Here is a 15,318-nt window from a genome sequence, read left to right on the forward strand (position 1 = left end):
ACTTTTTTTAGGATGATGAACCTTTCTTTGGAGTTAAGTGGCTGTCATATCACCCATGACGAACCATGGAAAAACAAGAAAAACTGTCTTCCTCGTTCAGGCAATTCGCTGAGCAAGGAAAACAGTTTGTGTGAAGATAGGGTGCAAGGCGAAATGAAACATGGTAGGCAATCCGCTTCACGTTTCATCCTGCCCATGTGACTTGTCACCGCTATCATATAAGCAGTGCTTTACTGGGCGTTGATTTCTTTGAGCAAACGGTCAGCATGTCCCCAGCGATCCATCATCAACAGCACATAACGGATGTCCACTCCGATGCAGCGAGCCAGGCGAGAATCGAAATTGATGTCGCTCGAAAGACTGTCCCAGTTGCCGTCGAAAGCCAGTCCGATGAGCCGTCCTTGGCCGTCGAACATCGGACTTCCGCTGTTTCCACCGGTGATGTCGTTGTTGGTGAGGAAGCAAAGTTGCATCTTACCCGTCAGCTTGTCCTGGTATGGACCGAAGTCCTTGGCACTAAGAATCTCCTTCATCACAGGTTCTGCCTGGTACTCGTACACCTTATCAGCTTGGTTCATTTTCTCTACCATGCTTTCTGCCGTGGTGTAATAGCCCGAAGGTTTACCGCCCAGCATGAAGCCTCCTACCTGCCCATAACTCAATCGCATGGTGAAGTTGGCATCCGAATAGTGGGGCATGTCTTCCTCCATGCGCAGCTTGGCGGCACAGAGATATTTCTCTTGGAGCTTGATACTGTCCTCGAATGCCGACAAATCGGCTGTAAACTCACCCATGGTCTCCAGCAAATCAAGACTATATACAACGCCTGGGTCACGCTGGTAGCTTTTCTTGTTGGCGTAGATTCGCTTGCCGCTCTTCATCAAAAACGACTTTTTGTACAGCTCATTGACATAGCGGGTGTAGTCGCCGCCGTACTTGGTGGTGATGGTTTGGTAGAATTTAGGTAGGTATTTGGCCGCCACCTTGTCTTTATAGTTCTTGAGCAGCGCAGCCATCACCTCCTTATCCAATGCCTCATCCCACTCGTCACTGTTGTCCTTGAAGAGGATGTACTGCTTCTTGGGATTGTTTTTGGGACCGAGTATTTCCTTATTGTTCAGCTGCATGGCACGGGTAGTGAACTCGTTGGTGCGGCCGAATGTCTCACGGAAGAACATAAAAGCCTTCATAACATCGAGGCGTTGGTTGTAAAGTCGGGCCATGGTATCAAAGTCGAGCTTGCCCTTCAGGTACCCTGTCTGCTGTTGCCATTGGCGTATTTTCTGCTCGTATTGCTGCTTTTGGTTGATGATGCCGATGGAGTCGATGCACTTGTTCATGCCGATGGAGTTCTTCCAATAATTGGAACTCTGCGCAAACTTCGAATCATACTTGATACGTACGCCATCGTCTGCCCGCATGTGTCGAGTCATAATGGCTTGCTTCACACCACGCACTTGGGCACGGGGAGCATTGAGTGCATCCCTTCGCTCACGAATACCATACGACGAAAGGTAGCGGCTGGTCGACCCGGGATAACCAATCGTCATAGAATAGTCCCCATCCTTGTAGCCCTGCAGGCTTACCTGTGCCCATTTCTTAGGATGGTAAGGCACATTATCCTTTGAATATTCGGCCGGTCCGTTGGTCTTCTTGTCGGCATAGATGCGGAACACGGAGAAGTCGCAGGTTTGCCGTGGCCACATCCAGTTATCGGTTTCGCCACCGAATTTGCCCATCGACTTGGGCACGGCGAACACCAGTCGCAGGTCGTTGAACTGCCGATAGGTAGTGGCATAGTAAGTGTTGCCCTCGTAAAAAGCGTCAATCCCGATGTGTAGTGTCTTGTCAATGCGCTTGATGGAGTCACTCATAGCGTTTTGTAGCGAATCAAGTATTGAGTCTTGTCGCTCGGTAGTGAGATTGTCAAAGTCCATCATTCTCAGCTTGTCGGTAATATCTTTCTGCTCAACCATGAAGCTCACGAACATGTCTTTGTTAGGCAGTTCCTCCTCATAGCTCTTGGCATAAAAGCCATTTTTCATGTAATCGTGTTCCACGGTGGAGTGACTTCGGATGCCTTCGAAGCCACAATGGTGGTTGGTGAACACCAGTCCGTCGGGCGAAACCACCACACCGGTACAATAACCGGAGAAGTTAACCACTGCGTTCTTCATGGCTTGATCGCCATAGTACAAGTCGTTGTAAGGAACCTGAAAGCCCTGTGCCTGCATCTGTTCGTACACAGCTTGCGGCAAGTTGTACAAGGTCCACATGCCTTCGTCGGCACTTGCTACGTTGGCAGCAAGCAATCCGGCAAGGAGTAATGTTGATTTTTTCATATAATTGTAATTGATTTATTTTCTGAAATATTTGCCTATGATGGACAATTGGCGCAATGGGAAGTCGAACTTGATGATGTAGGCCACAAACAACGCAATGAGCAATGTGTTGACAACCAGTGCGCCAGCTGTGGTAAGTACATCATTAAAGGCTGTCATAACAAAGAAACAAGCCACTGCCAACGCCACATAGGTGAGGATGCTGCGCATGGGATAGCGGATGGGATACATCTTCTGTCCGACAATATACGACAGAATCATGGCCACGCCGTAGCCCGCAAAACCAGCCCACGCACAGGCTATGTAGCCGTAACTGGGCACAAAGATGATGTTGATGGCAATGAGTACGGCACAACCAATGCCCGAGAAATACGCTCCCCAGATGGTCTTGTCAATGAGTTTGTACCAGAATGAGAGGTTGAAATAAACGCCCATCATGATTTCGGCGGCCATAACGATGGGCACCACACGCAGTCCTTCCCAGTAATCCTTGCCGATGAGATAGCGCAAGATGTCCAGATAGCCCACCACAACAAGGAAGGCCAACAGGGTGAAAATAATGAAATATTTCATGGCTTTGGCGTAGGTTTCGCGGTTATCTCGTTCCTCTGCTTTGCCAAAGACAAAGGGTTCGTAGGCAAAGCGAAAGGCTTGTGTAATCATGGCCATGATCATAGCTATCTTACTGGCGGCTCCATAGATGCCAAGCTGGGCCAAACTATCGGCACCTTGATAGATATGTGGAAACAATATCTTATCGGCTGTCTGGTTCAGGATGCCCGCCAACCCAAGCACAAGGATGGGCCAACTGTACGAAAGCATGCGCCTCATCAGCTTTTTATCGAAGACATAGCTCACGCAGGTCAACTCTTTCCACAACAAAGGAACGGTGAGTGCCGAGCAGGCCAGGTTGATGTAGAACGCATAGCCCACGCCAACAGACGGACTGTAGACCATTCCCACCGCCTCTGGATGACGCTCATAGAGTGCTGGCAGCAAGAGATAATAAACTAAGTTCAAGGCTATGCTCAGCACGATGGCGAACAATTTGAGAGATGCAAACTTGATAGGACGGTTCTTAAAACGCAGGTAATCGAACGGAATGCATAGGAACGAGTCGATGGCCACTGTGAGTGCCATAACCCATATATACGATGGATGGTCGGCATAGCCCATGAACGAGGCAATTGGCGACAAGAACATCAGCACCAACAGAAAGAAACTCAGTGCGCCGGAGCCAACGGCAATCAGCGTTGTGGAATAAACTTTGCGCGGATCTTCGCCCGACTTGTTGGCAAAACGGAAAAAGGTAGTTTCCAATCCGAATGTCAATATCACGAGTATCAGAGCCGTCACGGCATACATGTTGGTCATGATGCCATACTCGCCGCTGGCCGATGCCAGCTTGATGGTGTACAGGGGAGTGAGCAGGTAGTTTAGAAAACGACCTACAATGCTACTCAGTCCATAAATGGCTGTATCCTTGACCAATGACTTTAGATTCGACATAGTTTATGAGTTTACAAGTAGACGAGTTGACAAGTTCACAAGTTGATAGTCCTACAACCTCATACAGCTAATCGCTCCCCTCCCTTTCGGGGAGGGGCAGGGGGAGAGGCTTCTATCCAAAAAACATGTACGCGATGGCTATTGCCGCCACAACACCCGCCAAATCGGCCAGCAATCCGCACGCCACGGCATGACGTGTGTAGCGGATGTTGACACTACCGAAGTAGACAGCCAATATATAAAAGGTGGTGTCGGTGGAGCCTTGGAAGACGCAACTCAAGCGACCAACGAACGAGTCGGCACCGTATGTGGTCATCGCATCAACCATCATGCCGCGCGCACCACTGCCCGAGAGCGGTTTCATGAGGGCGGTTGGCAAGGCACCCACAAACTGATTGTCGCCTCCTACCGCCGACACGCACCATCCAATGCCGTCGACCAACATGTCCATGGCACCCGATGCACGGAACACGCCGATGCCCACGAGGATGGCTACTAAATAAGGTATGATGCGCACAGCTGTGGTAAACCCGTCTTTCGCCCCTTCGATGAAGGCGTCGTAGACATTCACTTTCTTGCGTAAGCCAGCGAAGATGAACAGCACGATGATGGTCATGAGCAAGATGTTGGCCACACTGGTGCTCACCACGTTCATCGTGTCCTTGCTCATCTGCCCGAATCCCCAGATGATGAGCGACACGATGGCCGCCATCCCGCCAAGGGTGAGCACCATGACCTTGTTGAGCAGGTTGATTTTCTGATAGATAGATGTGATGATAAGACCGGCAATGGTAGAGAAAAAAGTAGCCAGCAGAATGGGGATGAAGATGTCGGTGGGCTGCGCAGCTCCCAGCTGTGAGCGGTACACCATGATGCTCACGGGTATCAAGGTCAGTCCCGAAGTGTTGAGAACCAGGAACATAATCATCGGATTGGTGGCGGTATCCTTCCTCGTGTTCAGCTCCTGTAGCTGTTCCATGGCCTTCAGTCCCAACGGCGTGGCGGCATTGTCAAGCCCCAACATGTTGGCCGCCATATTCATAAAGATACTCCCTGTGACTGGATGTCCCTTCGGTATGTCGGGAAACACCTTAGAGAATACAGGTGAAAGCATACGAGCCAAGACATTGATGACACCTCCCCGCTCGCCAATCTTCATGATGCCGAGCCACAAGGAAAGCACGCCCGTAAGTCCCAACGAAATCTCGAAAGCCGTCTTGGATGATTCAAACGTAGAATTCATCATGGCTGGAAACACCTCCATGTCACCCATGAAAACCATTCTTGCCAAAGCGATAACAAAGGCAAGGATGAAAAATGAAACCCAAATATAGTTCAATACCATTTGGTGCAAAATTATATAAAAATGCCGGTTCACCCAAGTAAACGGATATTTTTTACCAGCAATGCACGATGTACGGGGGTAAATCAAGGTCCTTTCTAAATTTTCATCAAAACAGACTTTTAATTCAAATATTTTGTTTAAATTTGTATTTGGATAGTGTCCAACAAGACAAGAATGACTAACTATGATGCATTTTTTGGAAAAATTCAAGTTCTGCCCAGTGTGTGGGAGCCAACACTTCGTGGAAAAGAACGAGAAGAGCAAACGATGTGAGAACTGTGACTTTGTGTATTTCATGAACCCAAGTGCCGCCAACGTGGCCTTCATCCTCAACGAACGTGGGGAATTGTTGGTTGAGAAGCGGCGCAACGAACCCGGCAAAGGAACGCTGGACCTTCCCGGTGGATTCACCGATGCAAACGAAACGGGCGAAGAAGCCATCATCAGGGAGGTGAAAGAGGAAACAAATTTGCAGGTAGACCGCGCGGAATATGTGTTCAGTTTGCCCAACAAATACCGCTACAGCGGACTGGATATCCCTACACTCGACATGTTTTTCCGTTGCGAAGTGAGCGACACATCCTGTCTGAAAGCTGGTGACGACGCCGATGAAGCCTTGTGGTTGCCGCTAAATGAGATTCACACCGAGCAGTTCGGACTGCGTTCTATCCGCCAAGGTTTGCGCATTTTCCTCGAAAGAGCCAGCGAAATGGGTTGGACAAACGTAGGCAAGAAACCAAACAAATGAACAAAAATCAATAAAAATATATCATCATGAAACTGGCAGAAGCATTAAGTTTGAGAAAAGATTTGCAGAAAAAGATTGATCAATTGAGCAGTCGACTGACGCAAAACGTGAAAATCCAGGAGGGCGACGAGCCTGCTGAACAGCCGGAAGAGCTGCTCAAAGTGCTGGACGAATGCTTGAAACAGCTCGAAGAACTGATTCTGAAAATCAACATCACCAACCTGAAGACAGAGCGCAATGGACGCACCCTGACCGCCATGATGGCCGAACGCGACGTGCTGACCAAGCGCATTGGCATTCTCAGAGAGGCTTTTAACGCTGCAACTCAGACTCAAGACCGCTATTCGCGTACCGAGATTAAATACGTTTCAACTATCGATATCAAGGCACTGAACAAGCAAATTGACCACTTTTCGCAGGAGTTGCGCAAGCTGGACATGCAAATTCAGGCCACCAATTTTGAGGTAGACTTGGTATAAGGTCGCACCAACGACAAACGCAACCCGCAGGTTGCGCAATGACATTTTATGGACGTAGTCTCGCAATACAGGGCGAGTTGAAAAAGAAAAGTATGATCACTTGCGCTGTTCGGAACCAACAGCATGATTCTATTATGAATCAAGTCACGGTGCAGGTTCAGCACATCAGCATACGAATGCACGGCGCAAAGAGCACGTAGCACGACCGTCAACTGACTGTATTCTTTGAGATGAGGGTGGGATGTGGGATTTTTAACATGCGTAGGGCTTTCGACGCTCTACCTTGTTAACAAACCTTTCGTTTGTTAAACCAATTCATTTTCTTTGACAAAATAAAATCGAGAAATAGACAAAATGAGAAGATTTTGAAGGCTTTCAAAGCCTTAAACTCAGCCCTTTGTACCCTATTCACATGCAGTAAATGGGCAATATGCATGCTTTTGCTGCGCAAGATAATTCTCAAAATACAACTCATTGAAAATAAAGAAGTTACCTTGTTTGTACAACTAAACTGGTAACGATTTGGAAACGAGCGAACTACTTGGTTTCGCTGTTTTCTGCCTAACAAAGAACGCTTGTTATTCTGTTTGCAAAGATAATACTTTGTTACCGAATAGCAAGCGTTTTTGATGAGATATTCTTTATTATGCACTTTTTGTATGCTATGTTTATATTCCCCTTCCACGTTTCTTCTTTCTGTTAGCTTGGTATCTGAGTTTGCGCTGCCATGCAGCTGCGGTTAAGTCATTGCCTTGTGTACTTGGTGTAATTAAATCGCCTAACCCTTCCACCGCTTCATCGGCTGCGCTAACGATGGTGTCTGCCACTGCACCAATGGGATTCTGCACTTGTGAGGTATCATTGTCTCGTGAGATAGAGGAGCGGCTTGGAGGTACAAGTTGGTAGCCTGTATCAGATTGTTCTTTCTTTTCTGTAGGCTCTTGTACTGTTAGATGTGGTTTCCTTGATTCTTCCTTGCTGGTTGTTTCAAAGTTCTTCTGCAAGGAATGGTAGCCGAACTCCCTGCCGATTTCGGAAGCCTTGAAGGATTGCCCTGCGTATGAGAACTTCAAACCATATACCTTGCCCTGCTTGTTCTTCATACGCTCTATAGTAATGCCGTTTTTGTTCAATTCATAAAGGAACATGGAATGCCCCGTGACGCCTGTTCCTTTGTACTTGTCAAGCAAGGTGTAGCAAATCTTCTGCACCTGCTGCTTTGTTTGCTCTCTTGTAAGGCTGGCTTTTTCCTTTTGGTGTTTCCTTTCTGCCTTGACCTCTTTTGCAATGGTCAAGCCTTTCTCCCTGCTGATTTCCTCTGCCACCCTTGCAGCCCTATTGCTCACAAAGGTGGTATCATAGACTTCTCCATACAGACTGATACGGTTAGCAATTATGTGAATGTGTCTATTATCGGTGTCCTTGTGCGTTACTGCCACCCATTGGTGGTTGTCAAGTCCCATTCGCTTGGCAAACAAATGTGCTATCCACATATATTCAGACACAGACAGCTTTTTCTCGTCCTGCGGTGCGATGCCAATTTCGATACGGAGAAACTTGTACCTGCAACGGCTGTTGTAGTTACTGACCACTTTCATTTCCTCATAGATAGTCTTTGGATCTCTGCTGCAAAGATTGTGGAATGCAAGCCGACTACCGAGTTTGCCTTCCCTGAAAATATAGTCCAAAGCTGTGCTTCCGTGCGCTATCGCCTTGCATTTACCTATCATTTCTTGTTAGATTTAAGACCTTATATATTTCATCATCCACCCGAAAATGCGGGTCGTAAAACCGCTTAAATGCCTCTTTGGCACATAGCGAAAGGTTCTTGGTGATATGTAGCCAATCCTCGTCCTTGAGCTTGATGAGATTGGAAATCTGCCCATAGAACCTTCCTGTATGTTGGAGAATGGCAATGGCTTCCCTCTCATTGTCTGTCATCTTGGGAACGGCTGTTACTTCTCCGTTAAGGAGTATCTCACGGCAGTAGTCGGAGAACTTCCGCCCTGTGCTTTCCGCCCTTGACTTGATGCGTTGCTTTTCCTCTAAGGTGCATCTTACCTTGATGAACTCCGTTTTGTTCATCCGCTGTTCTTCTTTATCCTGTTGCTGCCATCGGGCAGCTTTTCCTTTATATCTGTTCATATAAGTTTCCTTGAAAGTTTATCATTGTAGATGATTTATTACCTTAATTCCTAAATACTGACCGATGAGAACGGAGTGATTACGGTCTTATCTCCCCGATAGATAGACGAGGGGAGCAAGGGCAGTTTGTGGGTACAAACTGACGTCTTGCAATATCAGCTAACGAAACGTTTACGCACAAGGCGTTTTGCTGCCGAAAAGTGAATGCCGCGCATTCTGTGTTTAACTGCGTTCGTGGTGTTCCCATCATTCAGTATGTTTGACAAATGTCTGTTGCTATGTTCTCTAAAAAAGGGTTGAGGGTTTTGAGTGGAATAATAGCACCTTTTCCCAAAAGTCCTCGCCCCTTTTCCTGTGATTTACAATCTCCTCCATTTCTCTATGTCTTCACCGTACTCCTCCAGATGGAGGCGCACGATGTTTTCCACGAAACTTGAAAGGTTGCTGCCCCTGTCGCCCAACCTGCGCACGATGAAGTCGGCACGCTCCTGCGTTTCTCGGCTCAGATAGACCGCCTTTCGATTGCTCAGTTTTGTCGGAACAAGGTAGGCTTGCTTGTAGGCTTCGAGTGTTTTCTTTCTCATTTTTGAGCTGATGCGTCTTTGAACAGCCATATTCTCAGTATGCCGTGTATGCTCGGATTTCCCAGAAGTGATACCCGCTTCTCCTTGAGTAATGCTGTCCTCATTCATTTCTACGTCCGTTGTTGTTTCCTCCACAGGAACGGGTTGTGCTTCCGTCTGTGGGATTACCTCATTGTCCATTTCATCATCTTGGTTGTTCAAGAACCACGAAAGGTCTTTGTCATTCATCATTGTTTTCTTTTTCATTTCTCTATCTGATTTTATGTTTGACTTGTTTTGGTTCCTTGTTTTGATTTTGGTCTGTAACCGACATGTGTGCCTGTATCTGCCCTTTATGCTTCTGTCGCTCACGGACACGACTGACATGAAACTCGTTGAGGTCTTTGAAATCCTTGTAGTGTATGCTCATGTCCTCAACATGAAAGCCTGCCCCTGCAAACTCCTGTACAGCTCTCCGCCCTGCATCGTCATTATCAAGAAAGGTACGAATGAAAGATATTCCCTGCGCATTCATATACCGAATTGCTTTGGCGGTATTGCTCACGGAGTTTAGCACAATACAGGCATTTGTTACTTCTTCTTTCATTGAAAGGAAAGAGAGGAAGTCCATAAATCCCTCGAACACGCAAGTTGGCTGTATTTGGTTTATTATCTTGTCGGTGAATATAGGAGTAATGTCCTTCGGAGCTATCGTTCCCTTGAACGAGTGATTGTCTCGGAGCTCATATCCTCCCAACAGGTTGGCAAAGCCGATGGCTTGATAGCGCCTTCCCCTTATCTCATAGCTGATACATTTAAGGAAAGGCTTTGCCTTTTCCAAATCAATGCAGCGTACCTTTGTAAGATACTCCTGCAAATGTGGCGGTAGGGTGTCTGATATGCTTATCAGTCTCCTTGTCTCGCTTGCTTGTTTTGTGGATGTCTGATTGAAACCGATACGAGGTTCGCTGCTTGGAAGGCTGTACGTTTCATCAGCGGAAGTGGTCTGTTGTCCCAAATGGCAAATGGCTTCCGATAGCGTGCAGCCCTCCAATCGCATACAGAGGTCGATGATACTTCCGCCCCTACCTTCGGCATAGTCTATCCAGAGGTTCTTCTGTGTGTCCACCTTAAAACTCGGATGCGTTTCCTCTCTGAGTGGTGAGCGGTACAGCGTATAGGAAGGTGTCCTACGTACAGGCTTGATGCCTTTCCTTTCAAGATACTCCACGATGGGGTATCGCTTGATGAGTGATAAATCTTCTTCTTTCATTGTCATGATACTTTAAACATTTGAATTATTATGGATTGTCTGAATTATATTTGATTGCATTTGAATGAATTTCCCTTTTCCTAAGTTTTTCCCCTCCAAACTTTTTCATCTTTCTTCTTACTACAAACTACTCTGCTCTAAGTTGTTGTTAATCAGTCATATATTATGATTTTTGAAGAAACTACACATCCAACTACATTTGCCTACTACACATAGTTTATGGCATCTGACTGCTGCAACTATTCAGCAAAGGACACGGCAGAATCTTCCTTACCTTATATACATAGATAGGGCTGCCGCCGTCACGCCTTCGGCTTACTTTCTCAAAGCCTGCCTTCCTAAGGGCTTCGCCCATGTGCTTCAAGGATAAGGGATGATGCGTGTAAAGTCTCAAGTAGGTGATTATCTCGGTGGTGGTCATATAGGTACAATAGGGATTATCCTCCGTTGGCTTCTCAAAGCAGCGTAGCAGTAGTTCCATTTCTGCGGTCTGCACTTGGAAATCCTCGCTCTCCCTGTATAGTTCCGTTATCTCTTCATCGTCAAACCAATAGCGGAAACCTATGCTCAACAAGGCTTTCGATTCCGCATATACGCTGTCCATTGAAATACGTTTTGCTCTCTCAATATCTATGGAAAGCACTTCAAAGGGCAGGAAGCGTCTGCTTCCTGTAGGGTCTGTAAGAAAGTCATTGCCGTTCACTGATGCCACAAAGCTTGCCAAGTGGGGATGCTCTTCCACGTACTTGTCGTAGGGCATACGGTATTTGACCATCGGGCAGGTGATGAGATTTTTCAGCTCGTTCTCGTCACGCTTGTTGAGGGCTTTGAGCTGGTCGTCAATGTTTACGATGAGATTTTGCCCTATATAGGTAAGCGTGTCCTTCTCCTGCGGATATATCTTGCCTGTGTAGCTATAGCCATGCAATGCAGGTGGGCAGAGCAAATCCAAGAATGTAGTTTTGAACTTGCCCTGCTCGCCTGTCAGCACAAGACAGGTGTGGTTTCGGCACTCACGGTCGTCCATGGCATTGGCGACCACTGCCACGAGCCATTTGGTGAGGTACGGCAGCCACTTGTCAGAGTTACGCACCACAACGCAACTTGCCAAGTCAGGAATGGCTTTCAGTGAAAGGGAAGAAATATCACAACAGCAATTGTTTTCATTATTGCCACTACTGTCATGATTACAACTATCGCTATTGCCACTATTATTACCACAGATATTACCAATATCCCTCAAGGGCAATCCCTTGAAATACTCCTGTATAGGGTTGATACGTGGAGAGAAGCTGCTCTCTATAATGGAATAGAGGTTGTCGGAAGATGTGTTAATCCCCACATCGTTGTCAAGTTCCCTGCGGAGCGTGTTGATTTCATAGCGACCCACTTTTGAGAAGTGAGCATCGTCCTTGTTCCTGTATTCAGTTCTTTCCAGCACCGTGTTGTATCTGAACTCATAGCGAGAGGAAAGATAGGTTTCTATCTCACCGTTTTTTGAGGAAGTCTTCCTTTGCTTGGGCATATCGTTATCGCCCTCCGATTTGCCTTTATCTGCATTCTTTTTCATTATATGCTTGGTTTGGTTTCAGTGAGTGAAGTTATTACGAGAAGATGAAAGTTCCAAGCATTCGGAGAGTGCTTGCATAATGTTGCGCAAATTGGCAATGAATTTCTCACGGATTTTTGACAAGAAACTGTTGGAAAGTATGGATTTAAGCCCCAAACAAGAGGACAAGTGTGTAAAGAATGCAAGAAAGGCAGGTGCTAATTTGCTACAATACGCATCGTATTGCGTTGGCTAAAAGGATATGATAAAATGGAGTAAAGAGACAAAGAAAGAGAGCGACAATCATTTTATCCTTTCATTGTTTTTCCTTGTATTTCCCTACTGTTCCCTTGTGCTTTGAAGTATGACAAACACTCCCTACTTTTGCAGGCAGAAACATGCGACAAACCGCAAAACAAGAATAGGAATTACAAACAAAACAATAATAGAACAATGGGATATTTTATCATTACGGATTCAAACTGGGCAAAGCTGAGGAACGAGATTCTCAGCCTTGCCGAGACCTGCCACAAGGCATTCGGGGAACGAATCAGACACACGGACTGGCTGCACAATGGTGATGTGTGCAGGTTGCTCAACATCAGCAAGCGCACTTTGCAACACTATCGTGATACGGGTGTGTTGCCCTTTGCCCAAATCGGGCATAAGTGCTATTACAAGCGTGAGGACGTGGAGCGGCTGCTGCAGACTAAATCGGAGAAGCCTAAAACAGTTAAATCTAAGAATAACACATAAAACAAGATGACAATGGAGTCAATAAAGGACTTGAATATGGAAGCGAATGATATGCAGGTGGTGCTGTCCGCACTTGAAAGAGTGAACAGACGGATAAAGGAAGTAGCACAGACACACAAACCGCTGTTTGGCGGTGAGCATTTCCTGACAGGCAAGGAGGTGTGCGAGCGGCTGTATATCAGCCCCCGTACCCTGCAGGACTATCGGGACAGGAGGATTATTCCCTATACGCAGTTTGCAGGGAAGATACTTTATAAGGAGTCGGATTTGGAAACGTTGTTGGAGGATAACTATAATAAATAGTTGGATTTGTAAATCTATGACGGCTCAAAGGTTTCTTCCATTAATTAATTACGTGAGTTCGGGATAAGTTTAGCATGAAAAAAGTTCCAACTGCCTTGTTTTTTTTCCACATACACCGGCAGTACCTCTGGCTTGTTCTCAAAGAAGCAGTATGCTGTAAGGGCAGAACACAAGTTCATGATAAAGTTGTGTGTCGAGTGGTGTCTTGAGTGAACAAGGTTGGCCTTGTTTTTGAGCAGTTCGTTAATAGACTCGATGATGTATCTTTTCCTCAGCATAATCTTGTCCCACATAGGCATCAGTTCGTTATTCATCTTAGCCTTGAACCCATGAACGAGTTGGATATCTTGACTGAACAGGCTCTCAACGAGTTCCTGCTTGATGTATCCTCTATCAGCGAAGACCTTCCCAAACAAGACCTTTGCAAACACCGTCCATACTCTGCTATCCCTGTCATCCACATTTGCTCCTGTAAGACAGAACGTTATCACTTCACCAAAATCATTGCATAGCAGGTGCAGCTTGAATCCAGGGCACCAACCCATGGTACTTTTTCCGTCCTTGGCAAGGCCGGCAAAGACTTTGTTGTAATATCGTCGTACATTGTGACATACGGGTATCATTGTGCTGTCAACAAACGTTATACCCGTACACTTGCCGAAGGCATAGAGCTTCATGAACAGCATCATCTTAAAGAACACTCTTGGCATGAGTTCAACGAAGCGGTTATAGGAAACCGTGTCGGGGAAATCCTGACGCATCACCCCTTTGACCCAATTCAAATAATACTCCTTGAAATTGCGATATGCGCCGAAATGATAGCATACCAAAATGGTCATAATCTCACTTTCCGAGAGCCTGCCCTTGCGGTTTCGGTAGCGTTTACCGTCACTGTTATGGGACGGTAGACGCAGGTTTTTCGCAAATTCGGCACTCAAATTCTTATCAAACTCGTCGTTTATACAGAAAATTTCAGTAACTTTGTCCTTGGCAATCATCGTTCAAAAATCCTGTAATCTATTGATTTTCAACTATAAAGATACAAATTTTTTAACGAAATTACCAACTTTTACAAGCCTTTTCTTATCCCGAACTCGCGTATCCGAAGATGTAGGGACAAACAAGGGGAAGTAGTACTTGTTTGTTATTAGAATATAGAGTATAATTCACAGAGAGTGTGTGACGAACTGTAAGTTTACCTCATAGAAAAAATAATCAGTTATGGAAGGGAGTTGAACAATTGTGAATACACTATTTTTTTTCTGCTAAGAAGGCTTTAACCCTTTCTATCATTTCCTTGTTATCATCAGTGTTTTTAAGGGTTGAAGAATAGCTTAGAAAAAGTTTGTAATACTTAGTCATCCTCACCTCGTCCTTCAAGCCATTGTACATTTGTGCAATGTTATAATAGGTGAGTGCGTTAGTTGGATTATATTTTAGTGCATTTGTAAAGGCTATAATTGCTTGTTCATAATCGTGAAGATAGAAATGTGCTTCAGCTAAACTATTATACATACCAAACACTGTGACGCTGTCGGGAACTGCAAGCTTTATGGCTTGCTCCATATAACTTACGGCCTCCTTTACCATTCCTATCTTAAGACTATTCTTAGCTAACATCTTGAGAACAAGAATATCTTTACCTCTCTTTAGTTGGTTGGCAATGAACAGATGATTGTATGCATTGTTGGCATCTCCCATTTCGCCATAGCAAATGCCAAGAATTAGGTTTATCTCATAGCCATTCCATCCATTGCGGTATAGGCTAACATAGGAACGTTGTGCCTCGGCATAATCGCCAAGCAAGTAGCACGAATAGGCATATTGTCGCAACACATTGAGATTGGTGGTGTCTTTTTCCAAATAATGCATCGCAAGCAATCGGGCGGAATCAACATCATTCTTCTGTATTAGGTCAGCTACCACCGAAGTTATGATATCAGCATCGTAGGGAAATAGTTGAAGAATGCGTCGTCCCCATGTATCCATGCCAACTGAGTCTTGAGTGTTGGAATAGGAATAATATAGTTGCCGCATATCGTTGTGAGTCAAACTGTCGCAAGGTATGCGCAATAGGGTGCGACTCTCCCCCAGATAGTTGCCCTGCTTATGAAGGCATTGGGCCAAATGACGAAAAGCAGCCACAGAATCGTTGCTACTTTGCAACTGAGAATAGAGAGTTGCAGCGGCCGAATAGTTGAAGGCCGACAAGAGGCTGTCGGCCTCGTGTCGCAGCTTTGTTTGCCCATGAACTCCATAAGCAGAGAGCCAAATGAATAAGAAGAAGAAATAACGCATATGGCAAA

At 45.9% G+C, this 15,318-nt stretch carries 14 protein-coding genes and 1 pseudogene; 5 read left to right on the top strand and 10 right to left on the bottom strand.

Annotated features, from left to right (window positions below):
- The first annotated feature begins 12 nt into the window (after positions 1-12).
- Positions 13-201, top strand: a complete 189-nt coding sequence (locus NQ518_RS09385) for a hypothetical protein (protein WP_227207965.1) — start codon at positions 13-15, stop codon at positions 199-201.
- A gap of 29 nt (positions 202-230) precedes the next feature.
- Here NQ518_RS09385 and NQ518_RS09390 read toward each other — a convergent pair whose 3' ends face one another.
- The 3 genes from NQ518_RS09390 to NQ518_RS09400 all read right to left on the bottom strand — a co-directional run bounded on the left by NQ518_RS09390 (position 231) and on the right by NQ518_RS09400 (position 5,196).
- Entirely contained in the window at positions 231-2,342 is a 2,112-nt protein-coding gene (locus tag NQ518_RS09390; protein WP_227962165.1) for a S46 family peptidase, read from the bottom strand.
- Positions 2,343-2,357: 15 nt separating this feature from the next.
- Positions 2,358-3,851 carry an oligosaccharide flippase family protein gene (locus NQ518_RS09395; protein WP_227962163.1) on the bottom strand — a complete coding sequence of 498 codons (1,494 nt, stop codon included), beginning with the start codon at positions 3,849-3,851 and terminating at the stop codon, positions 2,358-2,360.
- A 112-nt stretch (positions 3,852-3,963) separates the two neighbouring features.
- Complete coding sequence (locus NQ518_RS09400; protein WP_227962161.1) at positions 3,964-5,196, bottom strand: nucleoside recognition domain-containing protein; 1,233 nt, start codon at positions 5,194-5,196, stop codon at positions 3,964-3,966.
- A 187-nt stretch (positions 5,197-5,383) separates the two neighbouring features.
- Between NQ518_RS09400 and NQ518_RS09405 the strand changes: the two genes are divergently transcribed.
- A complete protein-coding gene (locus tag NQ518_RS09405; protein WP_227962390.1) occupies positions 5,384-5,944 on the top strand; it encodes an NUDIX domain-containing protein in 561 nt (186 codons plus the stop codon).
- 26 nt (positions 5,945-5,970) lie between these two features.
- Positions 5,971-6,423 (top strand): DIP1984 family protein, encoded by a 453-nt coding sequence (locus NQ518_RS09410; RefSeq protein ID WP_023057791.1) that lies wholly within the window; start codon positions 5,971-5,973, stop codon positions 6,421-6,423.
- 668 nt (positions 6,424-7,091) lie between these two features.
- Here the strand turns inward: NQ518_RS09410 and NQ518_RS09415 are convergent.
- The 5 genes from NQ518_RS09415 to NQ518_RS09435 all read right to left on the bottom strand — a co-directional run bounded on the left by NQ518_RS09415 (position 7,092) and on the right by NQ518_RS09435 (position 11,974).
- Positions 7,092-8,153: a relaxase/mobilization nuclease domain-containing protein gene (locus NQ518_RS09415; protein ID WP_227962158.1), complete on the bottom strand. Its 1,062-nt coding sequence runs from the start codon at positions 8,151-8,153 to the stop codon at positions 7,092-7,094.
- Positions 8,143-8,568: a plasmid mobilization protein gene (locus tag NQ518_RS09420; protein WP_227962151.1), complete on the bottom strand. Its 426-nt coding sequence runs from the start codon at positions 8,566-8,568 to the stop codon at positions 8,143-8,145. The genes NQ518_RS09415 and NQ518_RS09420 overlap by 11 nt, the downstream gene beginning before the upstream one ends.
- 359 nt (positions 8,569-8,927) lie before the next feature.
- Positions 8,928-9,398, bottom strand: a complete 471-nt coding sequence (locus NQ518_RS09425) for a DUF3408 domain-containing protein (protein ID WP_227208348.1) — start codon at positions 9,396-9,398, stop codon at positions 8,928-8,930.
- Positions 9,399-9,402: 4 nt separating this feature from the next.
- Positions 9,403-10,404, bottom strand: a complete 1,002-nt coding sequence (locus tag NQ518_RS09430) for a toprim domain-containing protein (RefSeq protein WP_227208346.1) — start codon at positions 10,402-10,404, stop codon at positions 9,403-9,405.
- 217 nt (positions 10,405-10,621) lie between these two features.
- Positions 10,622-11,974, bottom strand: coding sequence for a virulence-associated E family protein (locus NQ518_RS09435; RefSeq protein WP_227962149.1), 1,353 nt, complete (start codon positions 11,972-11,974; stop codon positions 10,622-10,624).
- A 432-nt stretch (positions 11,975-12,406) separates the two neighbouring features.
- Here NQ518_RS09435 and NQ518_RS09440 point away from each other — a divergent pair, with 432 nt between their 5' ends.
- Entirely contained in the window at positions 12,407-12,709 is a 303-nt protein-coding gene (locus tag NQ518_RS09440; protein ID WP_227208342.1) for a helix-turn-helix domain-containing protein, read from the top strand.
- Positions 12,710-12,721: 12 nt separating this feature from the next.
- Entirely contained in the window at positions 12,722-13,012 is a 291-nt protein-coding gene (locus NQ518_RS09445; protein ID WP_036873681.1) for a helix-turn-helix domain-containing protein, read from the top strand.
- Between the two features lie 69 nt (positions 13,013-13,081).
- Here the strand turns inward: NQ518_RS09445 and NQ518_RS09450 are convergent.
- Positions 13,082-14,010, bottom strand: a pseudogene (locus NQ518_RS09450) (IS982 family transposase).
- A gap of 253 nt (positions 14,011-14,263) precedes the next feature.
- Positions 14,264-15,310 (bottom strand): tetratricopeptide repeat protein, encoded by a 1,047-nt coding sequence (locus NQ518_RS09455; protein WP_227962148.1) that lies wholly within the window; start codon positions 15,308-15,310, stop codon positions 14,264-14,266.
- Positions 15,311-15,318: the final 8 nt, after the last annotated feature.

Source organism: Hoylesella buccalis ATCC 35310 (assembly GCF_025151385.1).
GTDB lineage: Bacteria > Bacteroidota > Bacteroidia > Bacteroidales > Bacteroidaceae > Prevotella > Prevotella buccalis.

What these genes read in the sequence shown, in the direction of transcription:
- NQ518_RS09390 (WP_227962165.1), bottom strand. Translation starts at nt 2,342, where the DNA reads ATGAAAAAATCAACATTACTCCTTGCCGGATTGCTTGCTGCCAACGTA.
- NQ518_RS09430 (WP_227208346.1), bottom strand. Translation starts at nt 10,404, where the DNA reads ATGAAAGAAGAAGATTTATCACTCATCAAGCGATACCCCATCGTGGAG.
- NQ518_RS09425 (WP_227208348.1), bottom strand. Translation starts at nt 9,398, where the DNA reads ATGAAAAAGAAAACAATGATGAATGACAAAGACCTTTCGTGGTTCTTG.
- NQ518_RS09445 (WP_036873681.1), top strand. Translation starts at nt 12,722, where the DNA reads ATGGAGTCAATAAAGGACTTGAATATGGAAGCGAATGATATGCAGGTG.
- NQ518_RS09395 (WP_227962163.1), bottom strand. Translation starts at nt 3,851, where the DNA reads ATGTCGAATCTAAAGTCATTGGTCAAGGATACAGCCATTTATGGACTG.
- NQ518_RS09455 (WP_227962148.1), bottom strand. Translation starts at nt 15,310, where the DNA reads ATGCGTTATTTCTTCTTCTTATTCATTTGGCTCTCTGCTTATGGAGTT.
- NQ518_RS09400 (WP_227962161.1), bottom strand. Translation starts at nt 5,196, where the DNA reads ATGGTATTGAACTATATTTGGGTTTCATTTTTCATCCTTGCCTTTGTT.
- NQ518_RS09410 (WP_023057791.1), top strand. Translation starts at nt 5,971, where the DNA reads ATGAAACTGGCAGAAGCATTAAGTTTGAGAAAAGATTTGCAGAAAAAG.
- NQ518_RS09440 (WP_227208342.1), top strand. Translation starts at nt 12,407, where the DNA reads ATGGGATATTTTATCATTACGGATTCAAACTGGGCAAAGCTGAGGAAC.
- NQ518_RS09415 (WP_227962158.1), bottom strand. Translation starts at nt 8,153, where the DNA reads ATGATAGGTAAATGCAAGGCGATAGCGCACGGAAGCACAGCTTTGGAC.
- NQ518_RS09405 (WP_227962390.1), top strand. Translation starts at nt 5,384, where the DNA reads ATGCATTTTTTGGAAAAATTCAAGTTCTGCCCAGTGTGTGGGAGCCAA.
- NQ518_RS09385 (WP_227207965.1), top strand. Translation starts at nt 13, where the DNA reads ATGATGAACCTTTCTTTGGAGTTAAGTGGCTGTCATATCACCCATGAC.
- NQ518_RS09435 (WP_227962149.1), bottom strand. Translation starts at nt 11,974, where the DNA reads ATGAAAAAGAATGCAGATAAAGGCAAATCGGAGGGCGATAACGATATG.
- NQ518_RS09420 (WP_227962151.1), bottom strand. Translation starts at nt 8,568, where the DNA reads ATGAACAGATATAAAGGAAAAGCTGCCCGATGGCAGCAACAGGATAAA.